The 17,784-nt window shown below is 45.9% G+C and carries 18 protein-coding genes and 1 riboswitch; of the genes, 8 read left to right on the top strand and 10 right to left on the bottom strand.

Annotated features, from left to right (window positions below; translation table 11 throughout):
• Positions 1-24: 24 nt before the first annotated feature.
• Positions 25-780, bottom strand: coding sequence for a PIG-L deacetylase family protein (locus AC58QO_RS07915; protein ID WP_497264756.1), 756 nt, complete (start codon positions 778-780; stop codon positions 25-27).
• Between the two features lie 179 nt (positions 781-959).
• Between AC58QO_RS07915 and AC58QO_RS07910 the strand changes: the two genes are divergently transcribed.
• From AC58QO_RS07910 to htpG, 3 genes are all read left to right on the top strand, one after another.
• Entirely contained in the window at positions 960-1,631 is a 672-nt protein-coding gene (locus AC58QO_RS07910) for a DUF559 domain-containing protein (RefSeq protein WP_497264755.1), read from the top strand.
• Positions 1,632-1,774: 143 nt separating this feature from the next.
• Positions 1,775-1,918, top strand: a complete 144-nt coding sequence (locus AC58QO_RS07905) for a hypothetical protein (RefSeq protein ID WP_497264754.1) — start codon at positions 1,775-1,777, stop codon at positions 1,916-1,918.
• Positions 1,919-2,821: 903 nt separating this feature from the next.
• Positions 2,822-4,702, top strand: coding sequence for a molecular chaperone HtpG (gene htpG / locus AC58QO_RS07900; protein ID WP_497264753.1), 1,881 nt, complete (start codon positions 2,822-2,824; stop codon positions 4,700-4,702).
• A 53-nt stretch (positions 4,703-4,755) separates the two neighbouring features.
• On the opposite strand, the gene AC58QO_RS07895 is transcribed toward htpG, so the two are convergent.
• A complete protein-coding gene (locus AC58QO_RS07895) occupies positions 4,756-4,929 on the bottom strand; it encodes a hypothetical protein (protein WP_497264752.1) in 174 nt (57 codons plus the stop codon).
• Between the two features lie 83 nt (positions 4,930-5,012).
• Positions 5,013-5,110: riboswitch (cyclic di-GMP riboswitch) on the top strand.
• Between the two features lie 42 nt (positions 5,111-5,152).
• Between AC58QO_RS07895 and AC58QO_RS07890 the strand changes: the two genes are divergently transcribed.
• Together AC58QO_RS07890 and AC58QO_RS07885 are read left to right on the top strand one after the other, a co-directional pair.
• Positions 5,153-5,341, top strand: coding sequence for a hypothetical protein (locus tag AC58QO_RS07890; RefSeq protein WP_497264751.1), 189 nt, complete (start codon positions 5,153-5,155; stop codon positions 5,339-5,341).
• Positions 5,342-5,622: 281 nt separating this feature from the next.
• Entirely contained in the window at positions 5,623-6,045 is a 423-nt protein-coding gene (locus tag AC58QO_RS07885) for a DUF4183 domain-containing protein (protein WP_497264750.1), read from the top strand.
• Between the two features lie 77 nt (positions 6,046-6,122).
• Here AC58QO_RS07885 and nrdR read toward each other — a convergent pair whose 3' ends face one another.
• A complete protein-coding gene (gene nrdR, locus AC58QO_RS07880; protein ID WP_497264749.1) occupies positions 6,123-6,602 on the bottom strand; it encodes a transcriptional regulator NrdR in 480 nt (159 codons plus the stop codon).
• A 111-nt stretch (positions 6,603-6,713) separates the two neighbouring features.
• Between nrdR and AC58QO_RS07875 the strand changes: the two genes are divergently transcribed.
• A complete protein-coding gene (locus AC58QO_RS07875) occupies positions 6,714-6,923 on the top strand; it encodes an alpha/beta-type small acid-soluble spore protein (RefSeq protein ID WP_065855582.1) in 210 nt (69 codons plus the stop codon).
• A 104-nt stretch (positions 6,924-7,027) separates the two neighbouring features.
• Here AC58QO_RS07875 and AC58QO_RS07870 read toward each other — a convergent pair whose 3' ends face one another.
• The 5 genes from AC58QO_RS07870 to polA all read right to left on the bottom strand — a co-directional run bounded on the left by AC58QO_RS07870 (position 7,028) and on the right by polA (position 12,634).
• A complete protein-coding gene (locus AC58QO_RS07870; protein WP_497264748.1) occupies positions 7,028-7,606 on the bottom strand; it encodes a lytic transglycosylase domain-containing protein in 579 nt (192 codons plus the stop codon).
• Complete coding sequence (coaE, locus tag AC58QO_RS07865; RefSeq protein ID WP_497264747.1) at positions 7,603-8,199, bottom strand: dephospho-CoA kinase; 597 nt, start codon at positions 8,197-8,199, stop codon at positions 7,603-7,605. The genes AC58QO_RS07870 and coaE overlap by 4 nt, the downstream gene beginning before the upstream one ends.
• A gap of 34 nt (positions 8,200-8,233) precedes the next feature.
• Positions 8,234-8,974 carry an MntP/YtaF family protein gene (locus AC58QO_RS07860; protein ID WP_497264746.1) on the bottom strand — a complete coding sequence of 247 codons (741 nt, stop codon included), beginning with the start codon at positions 8,972-8,974 and terminating at the stop codon, positions 8,234-8,236.
• A 99-nt stretch (positions 8,975-9,073) separates the two neighbouring features.
• A complete protein-coding gene (gene mutM, locus AC58QO_RS07855; RefSeq protein ID WP_497264745.1) occupies positions 9,074-9,934 on the bottom strand; it encodes a DNA-formamidopyrimidine glycosylase in 861 nt (286 codons plus the stop codon).
• A 39-nt stretch (positions 9,935-9,973) separates the two neighbouring features.
• Positions 9,974-12,634, bottom strand: coding sequence for a DNA polymerase I (polA, locus tag AC58QO_RS07850; protein ID WP_497264744.1), 2,661 nt, complete (start codon positions 12,632-12,634; stop codon positions 9,974-9,976).
• A 132-nt stretch (positions 12,635-12,766) separates the two neighbouring features.
• Between polA and AC58QO_RS07845 the strand changes: the two genes are divergently transcribed.
• Entirely contained in the window at positions 12,767-13,516 is a 750-nt protein-coding gene (locus AC58QO_RS07845; RefSeq protein WP_497264743.1) for an HAD family hydrolase, read from the top strand.
• Positions 13,517-13,555: 39 nt separating this feature from the next.
• Here the strand turns inward: AC58QO_RS07845 and AC58QO_RS07840 are convergent, their stop codons facing one another.
• Positions 13,556-15,298: a GGDEF domain-containing protein gene (locus tag AC58QO_RS07840; RefSeq protein ID WP_497264742.1), complete on the bottom strand. Its 1,743-nt coding sequence runs from the start codon at positions 15,296-15,298 to the stop codon at positions 13,556-13,558.
• 152 nt (positions 15,299-15,450) lie between these two features.
• Between AC58QO_RS07840 and AC58QO_RS07835 the strand changes: the two genes are divergently transcribed.
• On the top strand, positions 15,451-17,055 hold the full coding sequence (locus AC58QO_RS07835) for a response regulator (RefSeq protein WP_497264741.1): 1,605 nt from the start codon (positions 15,451-15,453) through the stop codon (positions 17,053-17,055).
• Between the two features lie 66 nt (positions 17,056-17,121).
• On the opposite strand, the gene phoU is transcribed toward AC58QO_RS07835, so the two are convergent.
• Positions 17,122-17,781, bottom strand: coding sequence for a phosphate signaling complex protein PhoU (phoU, locus tag AC58QO_RS07830; protein ID WP_497264740.1), 660 nt, complete (start codon positions 17,779-17,781; stop codon positions 17,122-17,124).
• Between the last annotated feature and the right edge of the window lie 3 nt (positions 17,782-17,784).

The following is a 17,784-nucleotide window of genomic DNA, read 5'->3' as shown; positions in this document are numbered from 1 at the left end:
TGCCTCCTTAGTCATAGGTAGCTGCTAGCTGTATAGTGCGGATGGGAAGAAATGTAGCTGATGAGAGGTAAGTAATTTAAAAGCTTCCGCATAACCTTTGGCTTCCGGATCCTGCTTCAACTTGCTGTACAATTGTACGGCTTGATAGTCAAAATAACCCTTAACCAATGGCCAATTAACGTTGTCAAATTGACTCTTATGGGCCAAGATGGACGCGATTTTCGTTTCCCAATGTGCCGAAACATCAATGAAGGTATTCGGATGCGAAGTTGCATAGAATGCAATTTGCGGCACTTCATGCGGCTTTGAGCCTGGGAAAAGGATCTCATTCGAAGAAAAGAGCATGGCTGATGCTACAGCTTTGCCTGTTTTGATATGATCCGGATGAGCCTCATACGGCATCCAAGGATCTACCGTCATCAGCAAGTCCGGCTTCTCTTCGCGGATGATCGGAATAAGCTTAGCAAGCAGTTCTTCTTCGGTGTAGCTCCCCATGTCTGGATAATCAAGTGCAATTTGCTTGGTCACGCCTAAAATGTCGCCAGCAGCCAATCGCTCTGCACGGCGAATCGCTGAGATCGCTTCTGGCTCTACTTCGCCAGTTGAACCACTGCCTCTACCATCGGTTACCGTAATGTAAACGATTTCACAACCGCGCTGTGCAAGTTCGTATAACGTCCCAGCTGCCCCCACTTCGTTATCATCAGGGTGAGGTTGAACGCATACGACTTTTTTGACATCCAACAGCTCAGGAAGACCTAATATTCGTCTAATATCCATGTGACATCCCTCCAATATGTCACATTCTATCATAAAAGGCTGAGAAATGTCGAAAATGTTCCCTAGTTATATGCAGGGATTTCAGTTATGCTTATTTGCAAGAGACGAAGAACGTCCCTGTCCATTTTTTATGAATGGAACAGGGGCGTTTTTTGCATTTTTAAGGAGGAGAAAAGCACATGAATTTCGAGGAAGGTCATGCTTTATGGATTCAACATCATTTAATAAATAGAATAGGAGAACGCAGAGGCCGCTTGGAGCGCGGGCATCGGGAAGCAGAAATGGTTTTTTGCCGTAATGTCTGGTGGGTGCTCAGAGGGAATTTCGATGAGTTACATCCGGAGTTCGAGGTGTTGGACTGGCGGGGATTGTCGTATTTCTGCGATTTCGTCTGGATTACGTGGTCCGTGAAGTTGGTCATCGAGATCAAAGGCTTCGGTCCTCACGTGCGTGATATGGACAGGCAAAAATACTGCAATGAGCTGAACCGAGAAACCTTCTTGGCTGCGATGGGTTATCAGGTGATTTCCTTTTCATATGACGATGTGGCGCACCGTCCTGAGCTATGTATCACGCTGCTTCGTATGTTAATTAGTCGATTTGAGGTGACCATTTCACCTGTCAGTCTGAGCAATGTGATGGAAAGGGAGATTGTTCGACTAGCTTACACGCTCGCTCAGCCTCTCCGCCCAATTGATGTTAGAACACATCTTGATATCAACTACCGCTCAGCCGTTCGAGTGCTTCAATCACTCTGCGACAAAGGCTGGTTTGTCCCGCACACCGGAGCTGAAGGCAAACATATTCTTCGTTATGAGCTTGTCAAAAGGGATCATATTCGCATGTGGTGAGTGGGATGGCGAATGCGTGCGGGGAAGGTGAGTTGGTGCTGGGTGGGTGCTGAGTGGGTTGTTAGTGGATGGCGTAAGTCCAAGGTGAGTTGCTGCTCGTTGGGTGCTGAGTTGGTACTGGGTGGGTGCTCGGTGGGTCCTGAGTGGGTGCTCAGTCGGTGCTCGGTGGTGATGGGCGGGTGCTTGGTATTGCTGGGTGTGCTGAGTTGGTGCTGGATGGGGAGTTAGTGAGTAGCCGTGGTGGAAGTAAATTGGCGCTGAGCGGGTTGCTAGTAGTTGGCTTGTGAGTAGCTAGCCAGTGACTATGGTGATGAGGGGGCGGAAATAGATAGATGGGTAGTGGTGATAAGTAGTAGGTGGTGGGCTGATTTCTCTCTGAAAAATGCAAATAAGCATCCTTTTCTCCTCATTTAAGCTCAAAATCAGTAAATGCGTGCAAATAGGCATCCTTTTTATCGAATATGAGGATATCTCTCTAAAATTACTCCAAATTGATGCCTTTTTGCATCAATTTCCAATCCATGAGGGAGACACCCTTCCAAAACTGCATTTTTGCATTTTTGAAGGTGCTATCTAGCTACTCCACGCCACCTTCTCCACTCTCCCACACTCCCTCGCGCTGCCCATCACAACACATTAAAGCTAGTAAGGTTACTGGGTGAGTAACTACCTCTCTGAAAAATGCAAATAAGCATCCTTTTCTCCGCTTTTAGACTCCAAATCAGTAAATGCGTGCAAATAGGCATCCTTTTTATCGAATATCAGGATATTTCTCTAAAATCACTCCAAATTGATGCCTTTTTGCATCAATTTCCAATCCAGGAGGGAGAACCCCCTCCAAAACTGCATTTTTGCATTTTTGACAGTGCTATCTACTCTAAGTAACTCCCCACTCCTCCTGCTACTCCAAAACCGCACATCATAACTCCTCACTCCTCCTCTACTCCGTAACCGCACATCATATCTCCCCCCACTCCCCCTTCTACTCCATAACGCTCATCAATCTCCTCACCCACATTTCCTGACTTCACCCCCCATCACATCGTATAACGCCCCGTAACTACAGATAAATTCTCTCCTTGCTAATTGACATTAAATTTCAGGGATGTTATAAAGTTAGTGTATAGCACTCACAGCGTGCGAGTGCTAATTTTTTATAAACCAGCTACATATCGAAAGGAGATCTATCCGTGGAAAAGAAACAGTTTCAAGCCGAATCCAAGCGTCTTTTGGAAATGATGATCAACTCGATTTACACACAGCGTGAGATCTTTCTAAGAGAGCTTATCTCCAACTCCAGCGATGCGATTGACAAAATTTACTACAAAGCGCTAACAGACGACTCGCTCGTTTTTGACAAAGATAGCTACTTCATCAAAATTACAGCCGATAAAGAAAATCGCATCTTAACGATCCGCGATACGGGTATCGGGATGACTAAAGAAGATCTTGAGAACAACTTGGGGATTATCGCGAAGAGCGGATCTCTTGCTTTCAAGAAAGAGAACGAAGCCAAAGACGGCCACAACATCATCGGTCAGTTCGGCGTAGGCTTCTATTCCGCATTCATGGTCGCTGACCACATCGCAGTAACAAGTAAAGCCCTAGGCAGCGATACAGCTTATAAATGGGAGTCCGATGGCGCTGACGGGTACACGATTGCCCCAGCAGAGAAGGATTCCGTTGGTACGGAAATTGTACTATCCATCAAAAAGAATACCGAAGATGATAACTACGACGAATACTTGGACGAGTATCGCCTGAAAGCCATCATTAAGAAATATTCCGATTTCATCCGTTACCCGATTAAAATGGACATCACAGGCAAGCGTCTGAAAGAAGGCAGCGAGAGCGAATTCGAGGATTATCAAGAAGAGCAGCACGTGAACAGCATGGTGCCGATTTGGCGCAAAAACAAAAGCGAACTCACGCCTGAGGATTACGAGAAGTTCTACCACGAGAAGCATTACGGCTTCGACAAGCCGCTGAAGCATATTCATGTGAGTGCAGATGGCGCGGTGGTGTACCAAGCGATCCTCTTTATCCCTGAAAACATGCCATATGACTATTACTCCAAAGAGTATGAAAAAGGCTTGGAACTTTACGCGAACGGCGTTCTCATTATGAACAAATGTGCGGATTTGCTTCCTGACTATTTCAGCTTTGTTAAAGGGATGGTTGATTCCGAAAGCTTATCGCTGAACATCTCCCGCGAGATGCTGCAGCACGATCGTCAGCTCAAATTAATTGCGAAGAACATTTCCAGCAAAATTAAAGGATCGCTGCAAAGCCTCCTTAAGGACGAGCGAGAGAAATACGAGCAATTCTACAAGTCCTTCGGCAGACAGCTTAAATTCGGCGTTTACAGCGACTACGGCACGCATAAAGAGCTTCTGCAGGATCTATTGATGTTCTCCTCCTCCAAGGAGAAAAAGCTCGTCACATTGGACGAGTACGTATCGAGAATGTCAGAAGACCAGAAGTACATTTACTATGCTTCCGGTGAGTCGATGGAAAGAATTGATAAGCTTCCACAAACAGAGCTTGTTACAGATAAAGGCTACGAGATTCTGTACTTCACAGACGATATCGATGAGTTCGCAATCAAAATGATTATGTCCTACAAAGAGAAGGAATTTAGATCAGTTTCGAGCGGGGATCTAGGTATTGATGTAGAGGATAACCAAGCCAATTCCGAGTCTGACAAAAAGGAAAACCAAGATCTGTTCGACTACATGAACGGTTTATTGGCTGGTAAAGTGACGAGCGTCAAAGCTTCCAAGCGTCTGAGAAAGCATCCAGTATGCTTATCCACAGATGGCGATGTCACTATCGAGATGGAAAAAATCTTGAATGCTATGCCGAACAATCCGAACGTCAAAGCCGAGAAAGTTTTGGAGATCAACATCAATCATGATGTTTTCGCTTCCTTGAAGGATGCTTTCGAGAAAGATAAAGAGAAATTGAACCTGTACACAGCGCTCTTGTACAATCAGGCCCTCCTTATCGAAGGCCTGCCGCTGCAGGATCCAGTTGAATTCACGAATGATATTTGTAAAATAATGGTGTAAATCTATTCACTAAGGCACTGCAACTTCTAAGTTGCGGTGCTTTTTATTTACGGTTAGGTAGGATCCGAAGGGGATACCGGTTCAGTTTCCACATAAGCGTGAATGGCTTCTGGTCGAGAGTAGACATAAGCGAGTAAGCGAGCTTGATCAATACCAAGCGCCTCCGCAACCTTAACAATATCCAATTCGTGAATATTTTTACTGGATTTTAGGTTATTGACGGACATATGCTTCAACCATCCTTCGAATTAATGTAATTAATAGCAAGTCAAACCTAACCTATGATATAGTTTTCATATAAACGTTATCGGTATGATAAGGGCAAAACCACTGAAAAGTGGCGACGCAAAGCTAGAGGGACTAAATTGGCATTACAACGATTCACCAATATGTCAGCCAGCTACCGCCTCCATCCGATAATTGCAGAATGACTAAGGAGGAATCACATTCGTGAATAAAATGGTTATTGATGGAAATATGAGTTTAGACGTGAAGCAATTAATTGATAATTTGCATCTCCCTGAGAGCGAACTTTTGGACATGTTCTCCTTTACATTTGATAACAACGTATTAACACCTGAGGAAGCCATCCGGTTTATTCAGTTTCTTCGAAGTGAATTGGATAAACGCACTCAATAAACGAATTATGCCTTATCGCTTTCAAAAATACAGTCGGTTGATGTCATGAGAATAATATTTTTTCAAATGTTCAAGAGGTGGCGTATTTATTGACTTCTCCGTCATGAAGCAGCAAAAGACAGCGGGATTTCCGCTGTCTTTTATTTATTTTTTGTCACATTTCGAAAAAAAACAAATCAATTTGTGTCAACATCTGAATCCCCAAGCAAACAAGCTGTTTCTAGCATAAGATATAGCGAATACTAGAATGGCAAAAAATCACGCCTGAAAGGAGGACAACCATGAGCAAACACTTAATTACCCTGCATTTAACGGCAACTAGTGTGGTTACAGGAAGCATTACAACAACGACGACAACGACGATTGCCCCGCTTGTTAAACGCTTCACGGCTAATGTGGTATTAGGAAACATTCTCGCAGGGACGACAACGATTCCTTCATCTAGCTTTCGAGACGACACAGGGGCTAACCTGCCAGTCAATAGCCTTACGGTTCCAGCGAGTAACGGGTACTACCATGTATTTGTAAATGGTGCTCTACTACTAGGCTACTTGACGACTTTAACGACGGCAAGTTTAGTGATTAACAATGCGCTCACCATTGGGGTTACTGTCAATCTAGAAACGTTATCGTTCACAGCCATCTCTTCCTCCACCTCAACAACGAACAATCTGGTTGTCACTACAACAATTCATACGAATTAGCAGAAAAGACAAACATAGAAAGCCGCTTTGCCTCATGAGATTCCTCACAGGCGAAGCGGCTTTTGCATGGGTGCTACTTATTTATCCCGGAGTAGGCCGGCGTCATGCTTTCCCAATATTTGCGTTAACTCCTTCAAAAACATGTTGATGTCTTTGAACTGCCTATATACAGAGGCGAAGCGAATGTAAGCCACTTCATCGACAGGGTACAATTGCTCCATCACAATTTCACCAATGCCAAGGCTGTCGACTTCGGCATGAGCCGTCGTACGCAGCTGCATTTCAACTTCGGAGACAAGCATCTCTAGCCGCTCCATAGAAACAGGTCTCTTTTCACATGCGCGAATTAAGCCCCGTAAAATTTTCTCTCGACTAAATTCTTCCCGACTTCCATCTTTTTTAATCACAATTAGTGGTGTTTCTTCTACCATTTCAAAGGTCGTGAATCTTCTAGCGCATTTCTCGCATTCACGTCGCCGACGAATGGATTTATTCTCATTGGCAGACCTGGAATCAAGCACTTTCGTACCGGAATGGTCACAGAACGGACATTTCATTCGCTTTCCTCTCCTTTCTCTCTTGGAAATATCTTTACCAGATGTTACATGTCTTGAAGTTTGGTGTTCTGCACACAATAGATTTACCAACCGACAAGGAGGTGAACAGACATGAGCTCAAGCAATACTTTAGTCGTTCCACAAGCTAATGCAGCCTTGGATCAGTTGAAGTACGAGGTAGCTCAGGAGCTAGGTATCGCTATCCCACAAGATGGCTACTATGGCAACATGACTTCTCGTGACACTGGCTCTATTGGTGGTAGCATTACTCGTCGCCTGGTGCAAATCGCAGAACAATCTCTAGCAGGTCAATTCAAGTAATCTTGAACCAACCAAGCTCGTGATTCTGCCAAACAGGAAGTATTGGACTCTTCGCTCCCCCGGGAGCTAGTCCAATGCTTCTTTGTTTTTGTAGGTCGCCTCAACTAGGCTTCCTTGCTCCATTGATCTGTGTAAAGCTTCGTGTACTTTTCATAGTAATAAAGGACCCGTTGTACATAATGGCGCGTTTCACCGAATGGAATATCACGAATATTCGCTTCGGAACCGTCCCAAACACCATTATTTTTCCATTTGTTCACATTACCTTGACCTGCATTATACGCTGCTATCGCGTAGACTAGATTCCCATTATAATGCTTGATCAACCAATTCAAATACCATGACCCTAAAAAAATGTTGATATCTACACGAAGCAAATCATCTTGCGTATGAGGCCCTAAATTCGAGGATTCCACAATCCAATCTGCGGTATCAGGCATAAGCTGCATGAGCCCTAATGCCCCTTTTCTCGATTCTAAATGATATTGATAGTTCGTTTCCACCCGGATAATGGCAGCAATCAGAAACGGATCTATATTGTGTTTCGCCGCGCTCTGTCGAATTTCCTGCTGAAAGTAGATCGGGTATAGCTTTCTTCCGATAATAGTGCTATTCATGAAGAGGATCATAACAAATCCAATGAGCAGAAGAGCAAACATGCGCTTTTTCCGAAAGAACGTCATGCTAATCCCTTCCCTACCCAGAACCGCTCTACCCTCATGTTGGTTTCTTCCCAAGTACCGCTGTTGTCAATGATAATATCCGCTAGCTTTCGTTTCTCTTCGATCGACATTTGTGCATCAAGCCGAAGCTGTGCTGTCTCTGCTGACAAGCCATCACGCTTTATTAGTCGTTCCAATTGCAGGTGCCGCGGAATATACACCACCATAATCTCTTGGAACATGGAGACCAAATTTGATTCTATGAGTAAAGGAACATCAACCACAACCAGCTTGCCCGGATATTCCTGTTCATACGCTGCCATTTGTTCGCGCATCCTTGCGCGAATAGGGGGATGAAGCAAACCCTCTAGCTGCTTTCTCGCTTCAGAGGATCCGAAGATGATTTCACCTAGTTTCTTGCGTTGCAAAGATCCATCTGCTCCGATGACAGCTTGTCCAAAATGTGCGGCAACCTGTTCAAGAACAGGGCTGCCAGGCTCGACAACATCACGAGCGATCTGATCGGCATCGATTAAAAGGGCGCCACGGCTAACGAGCATGAGGCTAACCGTGCTTTTTCCACAGGCAATGCCTCCTGTTAAGCCGATATTCATAAGCTCTTCTCTCCTAACGTCCATTGTTGATGGACTATAGCATTTTCAAAAGTCCCATGATAATAAGTACACATCCTGGAAGGATCGACAGCTTCTTCATCCAGTTCATCTCGGCATAGCGAAAGCCAATCCGCAAGCCAACGGCGAGTAAGGATCCGCTAGAAATAGAAATGACAGATGCCGTTAATAACGGCACGAAGCCGATGAGTGCGGCACCAATTCCCGCTCCGAATGCATCTAATGACAGAGCTAATCCTAGCAAAGTAGCCTCAGAGGCTGAAATATTTCCTGACTTGTCAACATCCGCAATGGATGGCGTTCGTAATATTTGAATCACAAGACCAAAGCGCTTTAGTTCAATATTGAGAATCTCTTTCGTTCGCTGTAGGGTGTCGAAAGTTACAGGCTCTACGTAACCAGAGTTGCGAATATCAGAGTAAGGCATACTGCTGACAACCGCTTGCTCAAGCGAAGCAGCTGTTTGCTCTTGCTGCGCTTGGTTTTTCTGCCCCTGTCTCATTTGGATCAGTGCCCAAACACCAATACCGATTAAGATCAAGGCGCCAATTCTTTTCGCAAACGAGGGGGACATGAAGGAAGACATAAGAACGCCGATCTGCATCGAAGTGAAAATAATGATACCAGACCATAGCGATATAATCCCAATTGAGACGAGAGGTATTCGGATTTTGCGTAACCCATACATTACACCAACACCGAAACCGTCCAAAGAAACCGCAAATGCCAAAATGAGCAGAGAAATGACAGGAAGCATACAAACCCTCCTAAGCGTTTTACCGATATAACGAGCTCTGCGAGCTGTTTATCTAGGCTAAGTACTCCATATCATATGGAGAGGGTATGCTTCACGTGCCTATTTCTCAGACTTCTTTCGCAAACGCTTGGGCTTCAAAGGTTGACAAGAGAGACAAGTGTGTGTCCCTCTGCCCCCCACAACGGTCTTTACGATCACATTGCCACACTTTTTACAAGGCTGAGATTCCCGGCCATAAATGTTCAATTGGTGCTGGAAAAGGCCGATTTCGCCTTGTCCATTGACATACGATTTAATCGATGAACCGCCTACATCAACTGAATCTTGCAGGGTACGAATGATCGACTCATGCAGTAAACGGAGCTCCTTCTTGCTCAAAGAGGAAGCTTCCCGTTCGGGGTGAATGCCCGCTAAGAAGAGGGACTCGTCTACATAAATATTCCCGATGCCGACGATATATGCTTGATTGAGCAGCAGCGGTTTGATCTTCGTCCCCCGATGAGCAATCGCTCCTTGAAAAGCTTCGAAGGTGAACGCCTCATCCAACGGTTCAATACCGAGCTTTACCAGCGGAGGCTGCGTAAGCTCCTCGCCCTTCGGGAACAGGTGCATCGTTCCGAACTGCCGCACATCCTTGTATCTTAGCTCACTCTCATCCGTAAAGCGAAACAACACATGCGTGTGCGGCTCAAGCGGATCATCGCCAGCATATAAGCCATATCGGCCTTCCATGCGTAGATGGGAAACCATCACATAGTCCGTGAGCACGAAGCGAAGAAACTTACCTCTTCGCTCAATCGTCTCTATCGTTTGACCTTGGAGCAGCGTTTCGAATTGCTGAATATCGTCAGGCTTTTGAATAATACGAGGCAGCCTAACCTGAACATGGGCGATTGTTTTCCCAGTAATTAATTCATTTAACGTTCGTTTGACGGTTTCAACCTCGGGGAGCTCAGGCAAGGTGTTCACCTCCTTCTAGTTGTTCAGTTCACACTAAACTTACTTCGCATCATACCAAGTCAGTCCGAAATCGACGTCTGCCCGTAAAGGAACGTCCAGCTTCAGCGCAGCGGCCATAACTTCAGGTACGAGCAGACGCATCGTTTCCAGCTCATCGGCTGGCACTTCGAATACAAGCTCATCGTGTACTTGAAGCAGCATACGGCTCTTCAGCCCTTCTTTAACCAGTCTGTCCGCCATTTGAACCATGGCGAGCTTAATGATATCCGCAGCCGTCCCTTGAATCGGCGTATTCATCGCTGTGCGTTCTGCGAACGAACGTATATTAAAGTTCGAATGTGTAATTTCAGGCAATAACCGTCGACGCTGCAGCAAGGTTGTAACGTAGCCATCCCTGCCCGCATCTTTCACAATTTCATCCATATACCGGCGAACCCCTTGGAAGACGGCAAAGTACTGTTCAATGAACTGCCCTGCTTCTTTACGGGAAATGTCTAAGTTCTGAGACAAGCCATATTCGCTGATGCCATATACGATACCAAAGTTAACGGCTTTCGCTTGACGGCGCATATTGCTGTCAACGGCGCTTTCTTCCACACCGAAGACGTCCATCGCGGTCTTCGTGTGAATGTCCATATTCTGAAGGAACGCTTCCTTCAGCTTCTCATCCTGCGAGATGTGCGCTAGCACGCGCAGCTCGATCTGCGAGTAATCCGCAGCAAGAATGTACCATCCAGGTTCGGATGGAACGAAGACCTTGCGGATTTTACGGCCTTCCTCCAGACGAATCGGAATGTTCTGGAGGTTCGGGAACTGGCTGCTGAGACGTCCCGTCGCGGCAATGGTCTGCCGGTAATAGGTATGCACCTTACCGGTCTCAGGCCGCACCTCTTTGAGCAGCCCCTCGACGTACGTCGACTGCAGCTTCGCTAGCGAGCGGTAGTGCAGGATCTGCCCCACAACTTCGTTGTAGGGGGCAAGACGCTCCAGCACCTCGGCATCCGTCGAGTAGCCGGTCTTGGTCTTCTTCGAAGCTGGCAGCCCCAGCTTCTCGAACAGAATCTCACCCAGCTGCTTCGGTGAGTTGATGTTGAACTCGACGCCGGCTAGCTTGTAGATGCTGGACATGATCGTATCCAGCTGCTTACCAAGCTCCACGCCGAGCGTTTTAAGCCCTTCGGCATCCACCGCGATGCCGCGCATCTCCATCTCCGCGAGAACGGCGGAGAGGGGCAGTTCAAGCTCGTAGAAGAGGCGATGCATCTCGCCCTTCTCTAATTCATCGCGCAGCACGGGTACCATGCGCGCCATCGCCATCGCTTTGCGACCCAAGTGGTCGCTAAGCGCAGCGAGTTCCGGCAGGCGAAACTTCGCGCCTTTGCCGAACACATCTTCGTCTGCCTTCACGTTAGGCAGACCATATTTCACCGACAGGCCGCTCAAGCTGAGATTCGACTCCGTCGGATCGAGGAGATAAGCGGCCAACAGCACATCAAAATCCACCCCTGCAAGGTGGATGCCCTGCCAAGCCAGCGCCAGCTGCGCACGGTGCAGGTCGAAGAGCTGCTTCTTCTTGGAAGCATCGCTGAGCCAATCGCGCAGCGGCTTACCTGCTTCGCTTTGCAGTAGGGCAAACGGCACGTAATACGATGTGTTGGCACCATCATCGATAAACCACACAATGCCTACCATGACGGCTTGATGTGGATTCTCGCCTACAGCTTCCACATGGATTGTGGCTTGATCATCCAATTTATCAATCAACGTTCCAATATTGGCTTCTGTTATTGCAACAGCTTCCAGACTCTCAACGACGAGATCTTCGGCCTCCTCGATAACCGTGCCGAAATCCAGCTTCTCCAGCAGCGATTTGAACTCGAGCTTGCGGAACATACTGGACAATGCTTGTCCATCAAAGCCCTCATATCGGAACGAATCCCAAGCGGTTTCCATTGGAACCTCACGGAAGATCGTCGCCAATTCCTTACTCATGATGGCGCTCTTCGCATGCTCTTCCACTTTCTCTTTCATCTTGCCCTTCAAGCTCGCCGTATTGGCTAGCACTTCTTCAACTGTACCGAATTCGTGCAGCATTTTAAGCGCCGTCTTCTCACCTACGCCGGGAATCCCCGGAATATTATCAGAAGTATCGCCCATGAGACCCTTCAAATCAATAATTTGATTCGGCGTCAGGCCGTATTTTTCTTTGATCGCTTCTGGGTCAAATCGATCCATTTCACTGATCCCCTTGCGGGTAATCGCGACCGTTACCTGCTCAGAAGCAAGCTGCAGCATATCTTTGTCTCCAGATACGAGAAGAACCTTCTCCCCTCTGGCATCGGCCGCTTTCGTCAGTGTCCCGATAATATCGTCGGCTTCATAGCCTGAGAGCTCAAATTGCGGGATTTTGAACGCTTTCAGCAGTTCCTTGATCAGAGGAAATTGTTCAGAGAGCTCTGACGGTGTTTTCTCACGACCGCCTTTGTATTCGGTATATTCTTTATGTCGGAACGTAATTTTCCCCGCATCGAAGGCAACAAGAAAATGAGTTGGTTTCTCTTCTTCAATTAATTTCAGCAGCATCGTCGTAAAGCCATATACCGCATTGGTGTGTAATCCGCTTGAATTGCTAAGCAGCGGCAACGCATAGAAGGCACGAAACGCAATTGAGTTCCCATCAATAATAATAAGCTTATCCATAAGTTCCACCCCAATTTTAGACATACTTCCTTCATCATAGCATACGAAATTAAAATAAAAAAACGGTTCGCTACATAAACATGTAAGGAGAGTAAGTTAGGATGGTTCGGTCTTCAGAAGGAGGTTCTCCGTATGAGTCCTTTTTTCTCACCCACACGTAAAAAGGTTATATTTTTTGATATGAATAATACGATCCTAGATCGTAGACAATGCTTCGATTCCGCATTTCTAGAAGTCATGCAGGATTTCACGGCAAGGTGGGAAACAGAGGATACGAAACTGACCGCGCAAGAGGCACTGCATAGCTATAAGTCCGAGTGGAGCCGCCATCGTAAAACACCTATCCGAAGCCCCATCTCGCCTGACGAGCTGCGGCACATTTGTTTAATCAAAGCACTTCATCCGTTCCCAATGCAAGTAAATACGGCTTTTACCCGAACTTTTTTCAATCAAGTTGAAGAGCGGGAGGATAATTTCGTTGCTTTGTTTCCAGGGGTAGAAGATACATTAGAAGCGCTGTCTCGCCAATATAAACTTGCTATTATTAGTAATGGGAATCGGAAACGTCTACAGCGCAATTTGGAGAAAATGAAGTTGACCTCGTGGTTTGATCAGGAGCGGTTGTTTACTACGGAGAATGATGGTCCGCGGAAACCGCATCCGGCGATTTTTGAGCAAGCTCTCAGATCGATGAATACGGCTTCTAACCAAAGTGTGATGGTCGGAAATTCGTGGCGTAATGATGTGGTAGGCGCAGCCACAGCAGGGATGGACGCAGTCTGGATACATCCAGCGAATATCAAAAAAATTTCGGAGAGGCGAATAGGGAAACAGAAGGTTATCATTGTTCGTTCCTTCAAACAATTGATTTATACCTTCTGATTGTTGTTTAATCCATCGTTATGTATGTAGGATATTACACTAGCCTAGCGCTTGAAAAAAATATATGCTGCCTTGATGCGCCTTCGCTTGCTTCTTCAGCTGGGCAGCCGTTTGCGAAATGTGCTCAAGCGCAATGGGGGACTCACAACTGCACATGACTAACGACAACGACAATGTGACCCCCTCGCTCTTCACAGGCATACCGCTCCGATCCACCACATGCTCCAATTCTTCTCCGTCATAGAACAGCCTTACACCTGCTTCAAAGCGATTAATGATTTCCTGACAAAGCAGCTTCGGCGATAAGGTCGTAGAGATCGCGATAAAATCGTCTCCCCCCACATGCCCTACAAAATCGTGCGGTGTTCCATAAAATGCGATGGATTGCTGCATCACATCCGCAGTGTACTGGATGAGTTGGTCCCCTTTTTGAAAGCCAAATCGATCATTGAACCATTTGAAATAATCCAAATCTGCATAGATGACATGAAAGGGTTCCTTCGCACTAATTCGCTTGTTTAATTCCCGATTTATTTGCAAATTCCCTGGAAGACCTGTCAGCGGATTAGCCACACGTGCGGATTCCATGCGAACACTTGTAATACTTTCAAGAATTGTTCGTATGGACGCAGTTCCCGCCATTTTTCCATTACTCGTGATAATGACAAGATCGTATAGATGGTGGATGGCACGTGATGTTGCCAGCAGCGACACTTGTTCAACAGCCACCTGCTCGTCAACAATCAGTGGTGAAGCATCCATCAAACTATCAATCGTCCGATTCCAGTACAAGGAGTAAGCATATTGTCCCGCCAAATGTTGAAACAAGCGATCTCTCATCACCAGTCCTACTGGTTTCTCCTCATGAACGATGACAACTCCGACAGCTTCTTGATTCTTCTTAAAATAATCCGCAATCTCTGAAATCACTACTTTGGTATGAAACACGCCTACAGGTGTTTTTAGTCCGCCGATATGCCAAGTCATATTTCCTCCTTGTACATTGCGATACTGCCAAATCATCATTTTATGCGTGTCCTGCACCCGCGCTGGTGATGTAGAAGGCCTTCCGAGCAGATAGCCTTGGGCAAAATGCACACCCATTTGAGTTAATTTGGCCAGCTCCTCTACTTGCTCAATACCTTCTGCAATCAAAGAGATATTCATTTTATGTGCAAACGTGACGAAGGTTTCGAGAATATACGCTTTCACTTTATTCTGATGAATGTTCTCAATGAGAGAACGATCAATTTTAATAAAATCCGGCTGCAGCTCGGCAATCGCTTGGAGAGAGGAATAGCCTGCTCCCGCGTCATCGATCGCAATTCGGTAGCCTTGCGTCCGGTAATGGGCAAGAATCTTCTTAGCAAGAGAGAAGTCCTCGATTGAGCTTCTTTCAGTAATTTCAAATACCACATTACTAGGGCTAAGCCCATATTTCTCTAGGATATCCAGTGTTTTGCCTGGTACAAATCCTGGGTCTTCTAATACGTGTGATGAAATATTGATAAAGAGCAGCTGCTCCTGATGCTCCAAAATGGAGCCCTGGATGGCCTTCTCACGTGCCAACTGTTCTAGACGATACAGCTCGCCCTGTTGTTCCGCATATTGAAACAATCCTAACGGGGAATGAAACGGAGTATCTACGGGTCCGCGCGTTAAGGCTTCATATCCCATTACTTGACCATCCCGTAACGAAACAATAGGTTGATAAACGGAAGTAATACGCTGTTCCTCGATCAGCTTGTGGAACAGTACTGCAACGTCTGCCTGAGCATTCATGTCCATCATCCTCATCTATTTCTGCATGTATACCCAGTCTATCAAACTAAATGGTAGGCTTGATTAACCTAATGTAAAATGAATGTAAAGACTTCCAAAAAAAAAGAGGGAATTACACTTTTTCCTCGAAAAGGTGTGTTAAGGATTGTTAGGTGCGTACAGCAGATCTCGTGCAGAAAGGACAAGAGATGGAACATCAAGTAAAAATCTTGGCGGTAGATGATCGCTATGAAAACTTGCTGGCTCTGAATAGCATTCTGGCCTCTTCTTCCTATGACGTTATTTCTTTGCAATCAGGGGAGGAAGCACTTCGATATTTATTAAAAGAACCTGCCGATCATATCGCGGTTATTTTGATGGATGTGCAGATGCCAGGGCTTAGCGGCTTTGAAACCGTAGAACTCATTAAACAACGGAAAGCTTGTCAGGATATCCCCATCATTTTCTTAACTGCCCTCAGTACCTCCATTGAACATGTGTTACGAGGCTATCATGTGGGATCTATTGATTATTTATTTAAACCTGTCCATCCCAAAATGCTTCGCATGAAAGTTGATGGCTTCGTGAATATGCACCTGAACCATCAGAAGCTGAAGGCTCAGAGTGAGCTTCTACATAAACGCACCTTAGCTCTAGAAGAAACGAACCGCAAGCTCGCAGAAGCTGAGGAGAAATTAATCGAGCAAAACGTACTTCTTGAGAAGTGGGTAGAGGAACGAACTTCAGAGCTGGTTGATGCGCATGAGAAGTTAATGAACTCGCAAGAGCATTTCAAAAAAATGTTCATCCTCTCCCCTTCCCTGATGGCCATAAGGCGCCTGCCCGATCTTGCCTATATCGATGTCAATGAAAGCTGGAAGCAGCATACTGGTTATGGAGACGAAGTTATAGGCCATTCGATGGACCTGATGAAGAATGCTAGTAATATTACGAATAACGGAGACATTGTTCGTAATGAGAAGGTTCGCTATGAAACGAAAACAGGCGAATTTCGAACCGCCCTCCTCTCCACGGAATTCATCGATATTGAAGGTGAAAACTGCTTGCTTCAAGTAGCCGTTGATATTACCGAGAGCCTAAGATTTGAATCCGAAATGGCCCGCTTAGCCCAATTGAATCTAGTCGGGGAAATGGCCGCTGGTATTGCCCATGAGATTCGCAATCCTATGACGACGATTCGTGGTTTCCTACAATTATTTCAAGAGAATGATCGTCATATGCAAAAAGAGTATATTCCCATCATGTTAGAGGAATTAGACAGAGCGAACGATATCATTACCGAATACCTCTCTCTCGCCAAAAACAAGCAATCTCACCAACAGCCTGAGAGTATTAACCGTATTATTGAAAGCTTGCTTCCTCTGATCCAAGCGGAAGCTGTGATGTCAGGCAAGCATGTCCACGGACAATTCGGCTCCTGTCCAGAGATACTTCTTGATGATAAAGAAATGCGTCAGCTTATTCTTAACATGTGTATGAATGGACTTGAAGCCATGAATATTGGCGGAACATTGACGATTGAAACCTATCAAGAAATCGAACATGTCGTTCTCTTAATTGCAGATCAGGGCAGCGGCATCAAGACGGAGAATTTGGAGAAGCTAGGTCGACCTTTCTTCACCACGAAGGATGAAGGAACCGGACTAGGCTTAGCCATCTGTTACAGTATTGCCTCTAGGCATCATGCTGCCATTGAAGTAAGTTCTAGCTCGAGTGGGACAACCTTCTTGATTCGTTTTCCGCTTCCCCCACAGTAACAAAAGGGCCGCCTCCTAGGTATTACTTAGGAGGTGGCCCTTTTTTGTCTTCCATGTAATATTGATCTACACGTTCAAATCTTTACGCTTCCCTGTGACCATATAAATAACGCCTTCGCCGATATTCGTCGTATGATCCGCCACCCGCTCTAGAAAGTGCGCCACAAACAATAGATGAGTCAGTTGACGATTACGATTATAATCTGTCCCCATCATCCCCATCAATTCCTGCATAACGGTGCTGTAGAGTTTGTCTACACGATCATCCTTCTCTGCAAGAGATGCCGCCCTATGTACATCGCGTTCTGTATAGGATAGTAGGCTCTCATGCAGCATCTCAATCGCGATTTCAGCCATTTGCGGAATGATTTCAAGCGGCTTCACAAGCTCTTCACCCGCGAATCGAATCGTAATCTTGGCAATATCAACAGCGTGATCCGCAATACGTTCCAAGTCCGTGGCAATTTTAAGCGCCGTTCCAATGATCCGCAGATCACTCGCCATCGGCTGTTGCAACGCGATTAATCGTAAGCACAATTCATCAATCGTCATTAAATAATCATCGATGAGATCATCCGTCTGGATAACTTGCTGTGCTCCCTTTTCATCCAGTTTTGCGAGCGACTCCACAGATTTATGAATTAATTTCTCAACACTTTCACCCATTTGCTGTAATTCTTTTTGTAATAGAGCCAACGATTGATGAAACCCCGGTCTTGCATCCATGTA

The sequence above is a fragment of the Paenibacillus sp. J31R30 genome, from assembly GCF_059692115.1.
The sequence above is the reverse complement of the archived record's forward strand: the minus strand, read 5'-3'. Positions and strand labels throughout refer to the sequence as shown.